The sequence below is a fragment of the Pseudoalteromonas umbrosa genome (assembly GCF_030125375.1).
GTDB classification, from domain to species: domain Bacteria; phylum Pseudomonadota; class Gammaproteobacteria; order Enterobacterales; family Alteromonadaceae; genus Pseudoalteromonas; species Pseudoalteromonas umbrosa.
Genome location: NZ_JASJUU010000002.1, coordinates 314621 through 329359, shown reverse-complemented (window position 1 = coordinate 329359; position 14739 = coordinate 314621). Strand labels below are relative to the sequence as shown.

Genomic DNA, 14739 nt, shown 5'->3' with positions numbered 1-14739 from the left:
TCGATTAATTGCTTGTAGAGCAATAATAAAATTGGTTTACACCATTTATTATAATTATAACCACTCAAAAGGGTGGTCCTGGGAGATTCAAATGTTAAACAATCAAGTAACCAAGGCTGTGCGCCTCGCATTGGCTTTAGGTGCTGTTTCAGCAACCAGCTTTGTGGCCGCTAATGAAGCTGGTACACAAGAAGTAGAGCGCATTGAAATTACGGGTTCTGCGATTAAACGCACAGATCTTGAAGGTGCATTGCCTGTAGATGTGATTGACGCAACAGATATTGCTAAGTCTGGTGTAACAAGTGTGCCCGACTTAATTGCGAACATTCCATCAATGCAGGGTTTCACTGCTGCTGGTGAGTCCGTGGGTGGCAGTGGTGGCGGTATTCAAACTGCGTCGCTACGAGACTTGGGTTCTGAATATACGCTTGTCCTTATTAATGGCCGTCGTATGGCGTCTTCTGATTCAGGTTCAAGTATCGATATTAACTCAATTCCATTATCAGCAATCAAGCGCGTTGAGATCTTAAAAGATGGTGCCTCTGCGCTGTACGGGTCTGATGCTATCGCTGGTGTTGTAAACTTTATTCTTAAAGACGATGTACAAGAAACTACGATCAGTGCTCGATATGACAAGCCAAAAGATACGTCTAGTTCGAATTTCGCCATTACAACCGGTTTTGGTGATTTAGGTAGTGATGGCTACAATTTCATGGTGAGCTTCAGCCGTGATGAGCAAGATAATCTAAGGTCTGTTGATCGTGACTTTGCAAAAACAGGTTTTGTTCGATTTGAACATGAGGGTCAAGATTTAGTAGCAATTGCTGGTTCCTCAAATGCGATCCCTGGTAACGCTTACGTGACATACAACACACGTGACGAAAGCGGTGAGCTAGTTTTGAATGAAGCAGGTAAAAATGTTACTAAAACGTATGCATTGAATCCTTACAAAGAAGCGAATGGCTCTTGTCACACGACAAGTGCACCATCTGGTAATGCATGTCAATTTGACTATACAAGCACATTAGAAATACAGCCTGAGAGTGAGCGTAATAACTTATTTTTACAAGGTACATTTACTGTAAATGACGATACAGAAGCATATGTAACAGCGTCAGCTTCTGAGTTCAAAATGACTACGCGTATTGCGCCTTACCCTACAGGTACATTTACGCTTGCTAACGACTCACAGATTGTGAAGGATAATGTTCTTAAATATCTTCCTGAAAATGTGTTAGCAGATATGACTAAAGTAGCTGCTCGATGGCGTGTACTTCCTGGTGGAAATCGTACTGACGAATATACTGCAACAACGAAACACTTTGTAGCTGGCTTACGTGGCGATATTGGCGAATGGAACTATGATTTAGCCGTTACAGCTTCTGATGCAGAGCGTGAACAAGTTCGTGTAACTGGTTACCCATTAGAGAAAGAGTTCATTGAACTAGTGACTTCTGGTGAAGTAGATATATTTGCGGACCCTGATTCATTAACAGATGAGCAGAACACTGCGGTAAGAAATACAATGTTTAATGGTCTTTGGGACACAACAGAGACAGGTCTATTCGCTATCGAAGGTAAAACGTCTGGTCCAATCGCTGAGCTAGATGCTGGTACAGTTTATATGGCTGTTGGTTTTGACTACCGCATGTCAAACTATTCACTAACTAATGGCGAAGGCCAAAATGCTGAAGTTGTCTTATTTGAATCTGCTGGTGAAGAATTTGATCTAGAGCGTGACAGCTACGGTGCATTTGCCGAGGTAGTCGTGCCTGTTCTTGAAAACTTAGAAGTAACCGGTTCACTACGTTATGATGAAATAGGTGAGATCACAGACTCTAAGCGGACTGGAAACCAAACTGTAAATGATAGTGCAGATGATACAACATATAAGTTGAGTGTATCATACCGTCCTAACGACCAATGGTTATTGCGTGCTTCATATGGTACAGGTTTCAAAATGGCTACAATGCGTGAAATTGCAGAGCCTCGTGTTGAATTTGGTGTAACAGCTTCACCTTATGATTGTCCCGCTGGTTTAAGACAAGAAATTGCACAATTCTGTTACTCTGACAAATTGCAGTATGATGTATTCCGTGAAGGTAACGCAGATCTTAAGCCCGAGACCTCTAAGCAGTATACGTTTGGTTTCGTATGGTCTGGAGATCAAGGCATGAGCTTTGGTATGGACTACTGGAACGTGCAAATGGAGAATCAGGTTAGGCGTTTAACGCAAAACCAAATTTTTGGTGACCCAGTAACTTATGCTGAGTGGTTTACGACTAAGATCGATCAAGGTACGGGTGATACTGTCGTTGCAATTATTCAAGCTGCTGACAACGTTGGTGAATCAAGAAATTCAGGCATTGATTGGCACTTTGATTTCACAACAGAGTTCTCTTTCGGCACACTTAAGTCTCAATTAATGGGTACTTACATGCTTGAAAGTGAGAGCTTGCGTGTTGGCAGTGACAATATCTGGGACTCTAGCTTAGGTAAAGTTGGTACAAACGAAGCGGTTACTTTCCGTAATATTGTCAACTTTAATAACACCTTCACGCATGGTGATTTTACTCATAGCTTAAACTTTAAAGCACGCAGTGGTTACACAGATGCTGCTGCAGATGTGAGTTTTTACGTTGCTAAAGCTGATGATTGGAATGAAGCTGTCGATGGTAGCGCAATCCAAAAAGACATCTCAGTGTACATGACGGTTGATTACCGACTTGCATATGCTTGGGGTGATAATGCAAATATAGGCTTTGGTATCAAGAACTTGTTTGATAAAGAACCTCCATTTACGCTTAACGCAGCTGCAGGTCACCAGGTTGGTTATGACCCGCGTTACGCAGACCCGTATGGGCGCACGTTCTACCTACAAGCTGATTACACTTTCTAATATCGGCGTCTGGCTTTAAGTTTAACTTGGAGCCAAGTTACTTATTTTAAAGGAAACAATAACAATTTTGAGCATTTATAACTTTATTAATAAATCTGATTGACCATATTTATGTAAACAAGGTAGATGCTATGTAGATTAAGTTTCCAATTGAAATGATTTTGTGTGAAAAAGCCTGCGATTGCAGGTTTTTTTTCATTTGTTTTATTGTTATTTTATCTTTTTTTTGTTTCTAATTTGTTTTTTTTGTTTCTATTTTGTTTTGTTTTGATGCGGTTTGATTTGGGGGAGATGCGTTGGTTACATCATAAATTATTGTTTGTCATTTGTGTGAATAGTAAAACCATTACTCTGGATTGTTTTTTGTATATTTCTGTTTTGTATGGTTATAATTTTGTTCTTTATGGTTTTTTGTTCAGCTTTTTAAGCCTGTTTTTTTGTTTCTTTGATCATGATTTTAGCTGTTCATTGATAATTGGGAGTGGATTTAAGAATTCCTTATTGTTGCGTTTTTATAAATTAAGCAATGTATTAACCGGTTTTTACAAGCTTGCATGGGTATTTACTTTGTGGTTACTATACTGGTGGTGTTGCATATAAGGTACACAAAATAGTAACGTGCTTAACCTTGTATGAAGGGCCTTATTAAAAATAAAAGCTTTGATAGAAGCTCAGGGAGAAATTGAATGTTAAATAGTAAGATCTCAAAAGCAGTTCGCCTAGCGATTGCTTTTGGTGCTGTTTCAGCAACAGCGATTGCGACAAACGTAAACGCAGCTGACGGTGAAGAAATTGAAAAAATCGAAATCACAGGTTCAAGTATCAAGGGTTCTGACCTTGCTGGTGCTTTACCTATTAACGTAATCACTGCTGAAGATATCAAAGCAACAGGTGTAACATCTGTTCCTGATCTTGTAGCTCAAATTCCATCAATGCAGGGTTTCACAACTCCTGTATCATCTGTTGGTGGCGGCGGTGGCGGTACTTCAACTGCTTCACTAAGAGGTATCGGCGAGCAGTACACGCTAGTACTACTAAATGGTCGTCGTTTAGCTCCATCGGGTTCAGGTAACTCAATCGACTTAAATACAATTCCACTTGCAGCAATCGAGCGTGTTGACGTACTTACTGATGGTGCTTCTGCACTATACGGTTCTGATGCAATCGCTGGTGTAATCAACTTCATCACAAAGTCTGAAGTTGATGGCACAACTATTGCTGCACGTACTGACCGTCCAAAAGACGGTGCTGAATCAGTTAACTTAAGTGTTGTAACTGGTTTTGGTGACTTAGACTCTGACGGCTTTACAATCGTTGCTTCATTGAGCCACGACACGCGTGAATCTCTACGTTCAAAAGACCGTGACTTCGCGAAAACAGGTCTACTAGAGTTCACTCATAACGGTAATCAATACTATGACGTTCAGGGTTCTTCAAACGCTATCCCTGGTAACGCTTTTATTGGTTTCAATGACGGTACAAACACGGCATTTACTCCATACGCAGTTTCAAATGGTGACAAATGTGCTCCTGACAATGCATTTGCTCCAGGTAGTAACTTCTGTTCATTCGACTACACAAGTACTCTAGAGATTGTTCCAGAAGACGAGCGTACGTCACTAATGCTTCAGGGTGAGTTCATCCTAACTGATGACATGAACTTGTTCTCTACACTAGCATTAACAAACTACGTAATGACTCCTCGTATCGCGCCAAACCCGACTGGTAACATCAATATCGGTACTGAGAGTGTGCTTTACGACAAGTATGTTGTTCCTAATTTAACAGCTGAACAGCTTGCTGCAGGTGTTGATACATTCCGTGGCCGTTGGAGAGCACTTCCAGGTGGTAACCGTACTACTGAGTGGGAAACAGATTCACTTAACACAATCGTTGGTTTAGAAGGCACAATTGCTGATGCAATCGACTTCAACACAGCGGTTGTATATTCTCGTTCTGAAAGAAGCCAGTCTCTAACAAATGGTTTCTATAACGCAGAAAAATTTGTAGAAAACATCCGTAGCGGTTTGATTGATATCTTCCTTACTCCTGAAGAGTTTTCTCAAAACCCAGATGCAGTAGCTGCATTAGAAGATTCACAGTACCGTGCACTTGAAGATACTACGACAACTGAGTCACTATCTTTCGATTTTAAAGCATCACAAGCTCTATTTGAATTGCCAGCTGGTGAAGCGTATATCGGTTACGGTGCAGACTACCGTACAAACTCTTACAAGGTTGTTCGTTCTGAAGCAAACATCAGCAATGCACGTTTTGGTGATGGCGGTGGTGACTTCGACTACGAGCTAGAGCGTTCTACTTACGGTGTATTTGCAGAATTACAAATCCCTGTACTAGATGAGTTGAGTGCAAACGTTGCAGTTCGTTACGATAACATCGGTGCTGTTGAAGATACGATGAACGGCGGTAAGGTTAACGATTCAGAAAATGACACAACTTACAAGCTAAGCTTGCGTTATTCTCCGACAGATAGCTTAGTATTCCGTGCTTCATACGGTACAGGTTTCAAAGCTGCTTCATTGCTACAGATTGCTGAGCCTGAAACATCATTCGGTGTAACTGGTTCTCCATATACTTGTCCGTTACCTGCTTCAGATGCACGTGCTCAGTACTGTCCTCCAGGTGCGTTACAGTATCAACGCTTTAACCTAGGTAGTAACACACTATCTCCAGAGACATCTAAGCAAAGCTCAGTTGGTTTCGTTTACTCTCCAACAACAGACTTCACGTTTGAGCTAGATTACTGGCAAGTTAACATTGAAGACATGGTTCAGCGTCCTGACCAGAACTACATGTTTGCTAATCCACAACTGTTTGACGAGCGTTTCGTTCTTAGAACAGACCGTTCTGACCCAACTAACACACTTCTAAGTGTTATTACTGCACCAATCAACATCGGTGAAAGTAAGAGTGCTGGTTTTGACTGGAAAGTTATGCTAACTAATGACCTTTCATTCGGTGAGCTGAAAACTATGGTTCAGGGCACGTACATGGACAAGTCAGAGTACACTCTTGCAGGTGTATTCCCGTATGAGTGGGCTAGCAGCTTAGGTCGTTACGGTGTTGACCAAAGTGTTGTATTCCGTAATATCGTGAATATCCAAAATGTACTTACTCACGGTGACTTTGCTCACACGTTACGTATGAAGTACAGATCAGGCTGGCATGACCAACCATCTACTGTTGGTGTAGGTACAATTGCTGAAGCTGCAACTGAAGTTGTTTACAATGACCAAGGTGTTGGTACAACTCAGTTCACTACTGCTGATATTCAGTTCAAAGTTCCTTCTCACATGACTGTTGATTACAAAATTGACTACCGTGGAATTGAGAACATGAACATCACTGTTGGTGTTAACAACCTGTTCGACAAAGAGCCTCCAATGTCACTTGGTGATGCTGAAGGTCACCTAGTAGGTTATGAAGGTCGTTACTATGACCAGTACCTACGTACTTATTACCTAAGCCTAGATTACACATTCTAATTTAGAGCTGGTTAATATAATAAGCCCGCTTTCGAAAGAAAGCGGGTTTTTTTGTTTTTTATTTTATGTATTTGTAATCTAAGAAATTCTAATTTTAAATATCAACATTCCGCAGTATTCTGTCTACTCCTAATATTAATCAATTTATATAATTAGTTAGTATTAGATTTATTGTTGACAAAAAATCACATTGATAATACTTTAAAATGGTTAACTATAATTAAATAAATATGGAGTGTTATAATGAAAGTGTTAGCAATGGTTATGGCCGTCACTCTTGCAGGCTGTGCAAGTAGCGGCGATACAACAGCTAAAAAAGATGATGGATATCGTTGTGAACAAGTAAGTTCACTAGGTTCAATTATTCCGAAAAAACGCTGCACTACATCCAAACAACGAAAGCTTATTCGGGAAGAGTCTAAAGAGTCTTTGAGACAACATCATCGTAATGGTGCGCTTTCCGGCGGTGGCGATGGCAGATAACCTGAACAATTCATGAGGTCTGCATAGGCCTCTTTAGCTTCATATTTTCTCCTCCCCCCTCACGTTAAATTATGCTTATAAAATCATCCTTTATCGACAATGAAAACCTATCTGGCAAGACGAAACGACTTTTTTTTTATTTAAAATTATTTATTGATTAACACGCTAAATAATTGCTTCAAAGTAAAGTAGTATTAATTTTTTATGGTTTTATGGCTTGAATATTTAATGGTGGGCTTTATGTTTTTATTTCTCTATCTCTTAGCCTTAACCTTCTCCTAAATCAGGATATAAAAGCCAATAAAAATATTAATAGGCCCTTTGTTTAGATGTGTTTATGCTTATAAGTTGTGTTCTATCTCAACGTGGTGGTGTTTTTATTTTGTTATTGGTGGATATATAGGGGTTGTGGGTTTTAAATAATGAGATTCAATTTTTATATTTAGCTCATCTCAATGAACAGTAGATGTTAACGTAGTGAAATAAAGCTGTGGTGTTAATTGTCAATAAATTACTTATCTTGATATTACTCGACAGAAAAGCAAGTACATTAGACTTTTCCCAAATTTATCATAGCCGATATTTAGCTTAACTAAGAGGTTTATTAATTGTAAGTTATATGTTGTTTAAAGTGGGCAGCTCGCTTTGAGTTCATTGCTGGGTGGTACCGCGTAGCCTCTTTATATAAGTTACGATTAATTTGAGCAAGTTCACCTTAGTTAGAGTATATAAACGTTTTGAACAGTTGATAAGTGTGTAAAGAAAGCACTTCTCAGCTTCTGAAGAACTGAACTAAGAACGGTCATGTCATCACTATTATCCAAGCTCGCGCTGTGTATCTTAACACAGGAAAACAGTTCGACTCTCGAAAAACTTGTGTACTGAATTTCCTATAATAACTTTTTCTTTTAGTTTAATTAATTATTTTATGTTTCTATTTTTATTAGCCTTTGTTGTTGACAATTTGAGGGGTTGGTAATAATTTAAAATTGACCTTTGTAAATTATTTAAATAAGGAGCGTTATAATGAAGGTACTAATATTGACAGCATTATTAACTCTTGTAGGTTGCGCGAGCAATGGTGATATCACTGCTAAGAAAGAAGATGGATATCGCTGTAAACAGGTAAATTCATTAGGTTCTATCATACCTAAAAAGCGTTGCACAACTTCAAAACAACGAAAGTTAATTCGTGACGAATCTCAAGAGTCATTGAGACAACATCAGCGCAGTGGCGTTCTTTCTGGTGGAGGGGATGGAGCTTGATTAGAGGTTTTTTAATTTAAGATTTATTCTGTATAAGTTAAGTTGAAAATTATTTTTCTATAGATGCTATGTGTATTAACTTTATAAAATAAATCTTGCCTTTTATAGGTGGTTATTTTTTGTAGCAAGGTAGTGTGCCAAAGCTCTTGAATATCGGGCTTAGCTTATAGTTTGTTTATTCATTAACATCAAAGCTATGTTGCTCGGCACTAAAAATATTTATTTTATGTCTATTACCTTGCTCGCTTTTTTATACTGAACTTTAAAGCCAGAAAAACTAGGGAGCTCCCATCTCTTTGGCGCATCTTTTCTTTTTCCTTCTAAATACTCTAATAATACCCTTTTGGCTCTGAAAAAATAGGTTACTTGCATTTTTAACTCTGGAATTGTGACAAAGAGAGGGTGTTTCTCGATGAACTTACCGAGCTCCCAGTCACCGACTTGCTGAAAACTAAAGTCCTCAGCTTCAATAAGTTGTATATCTTCTTGTGATTCAACACCTAATTCGATTAGCTTAGCTCTGATGAACTCACTTGCATTAGGTAGGTTATCGGGCTTTTCTATGTAATCAAAGTACAGTTTATGTGATGCAATATTTTCGTTTAAACGAGAATAAAGACCTTCAAACAGCTTATCTTTCTGAATAAGGTAGGTGCATGCATCTATGAGCATCTCACCCTTTGCAATAGTGGAACAAACAGAGATTTCTACATTCGCATATTGTCTGGCTACTGTTGTATAAATTGTACCTTTATCAATATAAGCTTCCAAAAAACTAAGTTCTCCGATTTCTTGAGATGCTAACACTTTTATTGGTAATGGTGCTGCCAATGTCGCCATCGTCATAGCTTGTTTACTTCCTTTTCCGGCAAGGGAGAAAGTATCGAGTACTAGCATCGCTTTTGTATTTTCAGTGATACGTGAAGTATTTGAAGGAGAAACTTCTATTTTACCATTACCAAAGCCACCTCTGCGGTTATTCCGCTTTATAAATACCCACTCGGGGCGAGCCTCTGCAATTGCCTCAATGAGAGCTTGACGGTCGTAGCTGGCTGCTTTTTCGAGACTTGGTAGAGAAAATGCCTCCCTTAATTGCTCACTAAACTGCTTTGCTTCAGCCAACGCTTCAGGTTCTGTCTGAACGAGCCCATCAAGTTTGTCTCTTATTACTGCGATAGCAAGCTCGATATCACAGTGATTTGGTAATAACATGTTAAGTTGTTCTAGCTGTTCAACATGCGCTGGTAATTGGTAAACGCGCGCTGGTACTGAGATAACAGCAATTAAGTCAATAATGGCTTGTTTGAGTGTACTTGATGGCATTTTTTCAATAAGAAAGCCAAGCTCAGCATCGACTGGCAATGGGTATAGCATTCTGCCAAGGTCGGTCGCACATTGGTTGCCATCAATAGCACCTATACTATGCAGTGTTGAGATTGCTCGCTGTTTAGATGCTTCTGGTAATGGGTCAATGAAGGAGAGTGAGTCAACGCCTTGTGCAGCACACCCTGCTGCGAGGACAAACTCAGTAAGCGCTTCTCGTTGTATTTCTGGTGGTGTACGCTCAATCAAAGGGGCATATTGGCCGTATAGACGAATACACATCCCAGCTTGAGTTCTGCCTGCACGACCTATGCGCTGTTTTGCTGAGTCTTGCCCAATGGCATCTAGCCCAAGCACTGTTTTGCCATTTCTAAGGTGTGTACGTCGCTCTAACCCTGAATCGATAACACAGGTAACATTTGGGATTGTAAGAGATGTTTCAGCGACATTGGTAGCTAGTATGATGCGTTGCGCTGTTTGTTGCGATAGAGCAAGTTGCTGATGTTGCTTACTACAGCCACTGTACAGCGGGACAATAATGGCTTCGAGAGATTTTAAGGCTTTGGCACAGGCGAGGATCTCACCTTTGCCTGGCAAAAACACTAAAATGTCGCCATGTGTATCCTCAAGCGCTTGTTGACAGGCAAAAGCAACACGTTCGACAAGACGGTCTTTACTGGGCATAGTACGCTGATCTTTTGCGATAAAATCTTGCTCTACTGGATACATTTTGCCTTCGCTATGCAGTATAGGCGCTTCAAGGTAGCGGCTCAGGCTTTGTGCATTGAGCGTCGCAGAGGTCAGTATTAGTCTGTGTTTAGCATGTTGCTTGATCAGTGCTAATAGTAAATCCATGTCCCAGCGGCGCTCGTGAAACTCATCGAGTACGATATGTGAATAAGCGGCTAATTTATCCTCAAAATACCACCTTAGTGCTACACCGGGCGTCACAAACACAATATCCGTTTGCTCATCAAACTCGGTTTCAAAACGGATTGCATAGCCCACCTTGTCCCCCAGTTTTGAGCTGCATAAGCTAGCGACATATTCAGCAAGTGATGTACAGGCAATGCGCCTAGGCTCAACAACTAATACCTTTCCCATTGAGGCTGCCCAGATAGGCAGTTGCGTTGATTTTCCGGAGCCAGTGGCTGCTGTCACGACAACATCTTGCTTGATAATAGTGGCTAAAAATTCTGATTTGATGGATTCAATGGGCAAGGTCATAGCTGTTATTTATTCGGTACTTTTTTGTCGATTTTATCAAAAAACAATTGAAAAGGGACAAGAGTGAACACACTTAAATAAAAAAGCACAGTAAATGAGCAAGTATGATAAATCTAATGTTGATCGTGTTCTTAGTGGTGTTTGTGGTTGTTTATTGGTATCTCAACGACATTAAACGCTACTTTTGGCGTAAAAAATACCAGCAGCAAAGCCTGTCACGGGCAGATAAAAAAATATTGCGTAATTACATGCCAATTTATCGCAACATGACAGATACAGATCGTGCGCGTTTAGAGCAGCACATCATTTGGTTTTTAGGGGAAAAGCGTGTGATTGGACGTGACGGCTTGCAAGTGACAAGGTCGATGTCGTTAATTATTGCCGCGGACGCCTGTTTATTGGTGTTAAATCAAACTTGGCCTTTGTACCCTAATGTCAAAGAAGTACTGCTATATCCAAGTCAGTATTATGCACCGCAAACCAATAAAGACAGTGCAGGGTTGGTAAGCTATCACACAGCTGTGAGACAAGGCGAGTCTTGGCCGGGTGGCACCTTGGTGCTCAGTTGGCATGATGTTCTTGAGGGTAACCGCTTGCCTGGGGATGGGCACAACTTGGTATTTCATGAGTTTGCTCATCAATTAGATCAGCAAGCTGGCAACACCAATGGCACGCCAGAGCTGCCAAAAGGGATCAGTTATCAGCATTGGGCTGATGTGTTAAGTCGTGCCTACCGTCAGCTAAAAACTCAATTGGCGTATCAAATGCCGCACGTTATTCATGAATATGGTGCGACCAATGAAGCAGAATATTTTGCAGTTTTAACGGAGACTTTCATTGAAAAACCAGTTGAGCTAAAGCAAGAAAACCCTGAACTGTTTAACCTGTTAGTGAGTTATTTTAGATTTGATCCTAGGGACTGGTTGGGTAGGGCAGTTTAAAATTGGTAAACACAAAAAGTTGAAGCTTGCGTACCAGATACCTTACGTTATTCATGAATATGGTGCGACCAATGAAGCAGAGTATTTTGCAGTCTTAACGGAGACTTTGATTGAAAAGCCAATTGAGCTAAAACAAGAAAACGCTGAACTGTTTAATCTTTTAGATTTGACCTTCGGGACTAGTTGGGTAGGGCTGTTTGAAAAAGTGATAACGCAATATAGGACGGGTCAACAAAAACAAAAAAGCCGCTGAGTCAGCGGCTTTTATTAATAACGGTTACAACTTATGAGAAGTTGATTTCGTTGCGCTCACCGCGCTCTTTACGTCTGTTGTCACGGTTACCATCTCTGTTTCCGTCACGACGTTTATCGCTGCGAGGATCTCTGAAGCTACGTTTGCCACCGTCACGACCTTCAGAACGTCTGCCACCATCACGGCGCTCGCCACGTTCTTCAAAACGTCTACCACCTTCACGACGATTACCGTTGCCACGCGCCTGATCAGCAGGGTGTGTGCTCTTAGTCATCTTCATTGGGCGTTGACAAATGTGAACACCTTGGAAGTGTGTTAGCGTTTCAGCAGGCATATCCTGTGGAAGCTGAACAGTGCTGTGCTCATCAAATAAACGGATTTCACCGATAAATTTGCTTGAGATATCTGCTTCGTTAGCGATTGCGCCAACAATGTTCTTAACCTGAACACCGTGCTCACGACCCACTTCAATGCGGTAAGTATCCATAGGTGCCGAGCTATTGCGACGGCCTTTTCTATCACCACGGTCGCCACGTTCACCGCGTCTGTCGTCACGGCGGTCACGGTTACCATCACGGTCACGACGCTCGCGTTGTTGAACTTTAATTTCTTCAACTTTAAGCGGAGACTGTTGCTGTGCTAGGCAAAGTAGCGCAGCTGCTAGTTGTTCTTGGCTTAGCTCTAGTTTCTCACCTAGGCCTTGAGCAACTTCACTGAAGAACTCAATGTCTTTGTGATCAAGTGACATGCTAAGCTTGTTTTGAAGTGCTTCAATACGTTTTTGCTCAACAATTTTTGCACTTGGAAGCTCTACTTGCTCGATGTCTGAGCGAGTATGACGCATGATGTTACGTAGTAAGTAACGCTCGTTACCTTTTACGAACAAGATAGCCTTACCTTTACGACCCGCACGACCAGTACGACCGATACGGTGTACGTATGCTTCGCTGTCTTGCGGAATATCGTAGTTGATAACTAAGCTTAGGCGGTCAACATCTAGACCACGTGCTGCAACGTCTGTTGCGATAACGATATCTAGTAAACCACTTTTCAGTCTTTCAACTGTGCGCTCACGTGCCTGTTGGTTCATGTCACCATTAAGTGGTGCAGCAGAGAAACCTTCACGCTCAAGCAGTTCAGCAAGCTGAACCGTATCGTTACGAGTACGTACAAACACGATAGAAGCATCATAATCTTCCGCTTCTAAGAAACGTACAATTGCTTTGTTTTTATGTGTCGTTGCACGCCAGTACACCTGCTCAATTGTGTCAACAGTTGAGTTACGTGGTGTGATTTTTACTTGCTCTGCGTTATCTAAGTACTTAGAACAAATAGATTGGATCTGCTTTGGCATAGTTGCAGAGAAAAGGCATGTTTGCTTTTCTTCTGGTGTTTTTTCCATGATGCTTTCAACATCATCGATAAAGCCCATGCGTAGCATTTCATCAGCTTCATCTAATACCAATGCATTTAGGTTTGATAGATCAATGGTCTTACGGTTGATATGGTCGATTAAACGCCCCGGAGTTGCCACGATGATCTGTGCGCCACGGCGAAGTGCACTTAACTGCACGCCATAGCTTTGTCCACCATACAGCGCAAGTACTTCTACGCCTCTGGTGTACTTAGCATACTGCTCGAATGCCTCAGCAACTTGCAATGCAAGTTCACGAGTCGGAGTCAGTACTAAAATTTGTGGTTGCTTAACGGATGCGTCAACATTGTTTAATAGCGGCAGTGCGAAAGCCGCCGTCTTGCCCGTACCCGTTTGCGCTAGTCCCAGCACGTCCTTTCTTTCTAGCAATAACGGTATACATTGAGCCTGGATCTCAGAAGGTGATTGATACCCTAGCTCTTCGACTGCTTTTAGGATTGCAGGAGAAAGGTCTAAAGATTCAAACGTTACTGGTTCTGACATTAATGCGCCTCAACAATTTAAAAGAGGCGGCATTGTACAGTAAAGAAAAGATAATTGCTTGTATAAATTGGCACTAAATTTGTAGGTGTTTGAAATTGGTTAAAAAATAAACTGTAATTTTTTTAGGGTTATTGATATAACCCTAAATTTGCTTTGGCATAGGCCTCAAAATCATCAAATCCACCAATGTGATCTTGGTCTACAAATATTTGTGGCACCGTGTTACATGGCTTGCCAGCAGACTTTTCCAGGTCAGCTTTACTGATCCCTTCTTTGTTTATATCGATATAACGAAAATTGAAATCGTTACGTTCATCTTTTAAACGTGTCGCCAATTCTTTCGCACGTACACAATAAGGACAACCTTCACGACCAAAAATAACAGTAAACATAGTAATAACTCTCTCAATGATTTCAATGACACTCAGTATAGTTGAGCGCGCTGGAATTAAAATTGATTAAAAGCTATTACACCAATCTGTTTTTTCGATTTGAAAATAAGGATAGGCTGAGCAGTGTTTTACGAACGGTACACCGTTTTAATTAAGTGAAAGCCAAACTTGGTTTTAACTGGGCCATGAACCTCGTAAAGCGGCTTTTTGAAAACTACGTCGTCGAATGCTTTAACCATATCGCCCTTGTTAAATTCACCAAGGTCACCGCCTCGTTTTTTTGAAGGGCATGTTGAATGCTGTTTTGCTAGCTTATTAAAATCCCCCCCCTTTGCGAGTTTGGCTTTGATGGCTAAGCATTCTTTTTCAGTTTTGACTAAGATGTGATACGCGCAAGCTTTAGGCATGATAATACTCCGGTATGTTTAAGGAGCGGATCATGCAAGGCGATGGCGAAAAACGCAAGAGGCAATTGCTTGCTCGCCACGCCTTTATCAGGAAAGCGTAAGCCGTCATCGGGTTGTTCAGTGT

9 protein-coding genes and 1 pseudogene are annotated in these 14739 nt (G+C 40.9%); 6 read left to right on the top strand and 4 right to left on the bottom strand.

Features of this window, described 5'->3' with window-relative positions:
- Positions 1-91: 91 nt before the first annotated feature.
- From QNM16_RS08745 to QNM16_RS08730, 4 genes are all read left to right on the top strand, one after another.
- Positions 92-2899, top strand: coding sequence for a TonB-dependent receptor (locus tag QNM16_RS08745; protein WP_284020122.1), 2808 nt, complete (start codon positions 92-94; stop codon positions 2897-2899).
- Between the two features lie 686 nt (positions 2900-3585).
- Positions 3586-6405, top strand: a complete 2820-nt coding sequence (locus QNM16_RS08740) for a TonB-dependent receptor domain-containing protein (RefSeq protein WP_284020121.1) — start codon at positions 3586-3588, stop codon at positions 6403-6405.
- A gap of 243 nt (positions 6406-6648) precedes the next feature.
- On the top strand, positions 6649-6888 hold the full coding sequence (locus QNM16_RS08735; RefSeq protein WP_284020120.1) for a hypothetical protein: 240 nt from the start codon (positions 6649-6651) through the stop codon (positions 6886-6888).
- A 1026-nt stretch (positions 6889-7914) separates the two neighbouring features.
- Positions 7915-8154, top strand: a complete 240-nt coding sequence (locus tag QNM16_RS08730; RefSeq protein ID WP_284020119.1) for a hypothetical protein — start codon at positions 7915-7917, stop codon at positions 8152-8154.
- A 219-nt stretch (positions 8155-8373) separates the two neighbouring features.
- Here QNM16_RS08730 and QNM16_RS08725 read toward each other — a convergent pair whose 3' ends face one another.
- Positions 8374-10704 (bottom strand): DEAD/DEAH box helicase, encoded by a 2331-nt coding sequence (locus QNM16_RS08725; RefSeq protein ID WP_284020118.1) that lies wholly within the window; start codon positions 10702-10704, stop codon positions 8374-8376.
- A 104-nt stretch (positions 10705-10808) separates the two neighbouring features.
- Between QNM16_RS08725 and QNM16_RS08720 the strand changes: the two genes are divergently transcribed.
- Entirely contained in the window at positions 10809-11645 is an 837-nt protein-coding gene (locus QNM16_RS08720; RefSeq protein WP_284020117.1) for a M90 family metallopeptidase, read from the top strand.
- A gap of 16 nt (positions 11646-11661) precedes the next feature.
- Positions 11662-11898, top strand: a pseudogene (locus QNM16_RS08715) (zinc-dependent peptidase); the annotation flags it as partial.
- A 31-nt stretch (positions 11899-11929) separates the two neighbouring features.
- Here QNM16_RS08715 and QNM16_RS08710 read toward each other — a convergent pair.
- The 3 genes from QNM16_RS08710 to QNM16_RS08700 all read right to left on the bottom strand — a co-directional run bounded on the left by QNM16_RS08710 (position 11930) and on the right by QNM16_RS08700 (position 14615).
- On the bottom strand, positions 11930-13816 hold the full coding sequence (locus QNM16_RS08710; RefSeq protein ID WP_039608641.1) for a DEAD/DEAH box helicase: 1887 nt from the start codon (positions 13814-13816) through the stop codon (positions 11930-11932).
- 128 nt (positions 13817-13944) lie between these two features.
- The gene (locus QNM16_RS08705) at positions 13945-14208 is read right to left on the bottom strand and encodes a GrxA family glutaredoxin (RefSeq protein WP_063360264.1); all 264 of its coding nucleotides are present in this window, start codon (positions 14206-14208) and stop codon (positions 13945-13947) included.
- 128 nt (positions 14209-14336) lie between these two features.
- A complete protein-coding gene (locus QNM16_RS08700) occupies positions 14337-14615 on the bottom strand; it encodes a peptidylprolyl isomerase (RefSeq protein ID WP_039608643.1) in 279 nt (92 codons plus the stop codon).
- Between the last annotated feature and the right edge of the window lie 124 nt (positions 14616-14739).

Excerpts from the sequence above, each read along its gene's own strand:
- QNM16_RS08720 (WP_284020117.1), top strand. The coding sequence starts at position 10,809 with ATGATAAATCTAATGTTGATCGTGTTCTTAGTGGTGTTTGTGGTTGTT.
- QNM16_RS08700 (WP_039608643.1), bottom strand. The coding sequence starts at position 14,615 with ATGCCTAAAGCTTGCGCGTATCACATCTTAGTCAAAACTGAAAAAGAA.
- QNM16_RS08710 (WP_039608641.1), bottom strand. The coding sequence starts at position 13,816 with ATGTCAGAACCAGTAACGTTTGAATCTTTAGACCTTTCTCCTGCAATC.
- QNM16_RS08705 (WP_063360264.1), bottom strand. The coding sequence starts at position 14,208 with ATGTTTACTGTTATTTTTGGTCGTGAAGGTTGTCCTTATTGTGTACGT.
- QNM16_RS08735 (WP_284020120.1), top strand. The coding sequence starts at position 6,649 with ATGAAAGTGTTAGCAATGGTTATGGCCGTCACTCTTGCAGGCTGTGCA.
- QNM16_RS08730 (WP_284020119.1), top strand. The coding sequence starts at position 7,915 with ATGAAGGTACTAATATTGACAGCATTATTAACTCTTGTAGGTTGCGCG.
- QNM16_RS08745 (WP_284020122.1), top strand. The coding sequence starts at position 92 with ATGTTAAACAATCAAGTAACCAAGGCTGTGCGCCTCGCATTGGCTTTA.
- QNM16_RS08725 (WP_284020118.1), bottom strand. The coding sequence starts at position 10,704 with ATGACCTTGCCCATTGAATCCATCAAATCAGAATTTTTAGCCACTATT.
- QNM16_RS08740 (WP_284020121.1), top strand. The coding sequence starts at position 3,586 with ATGTTAAATAGTAAGATCTCAAAAGCAGTTCGCCTAGCGATTGCTTTT.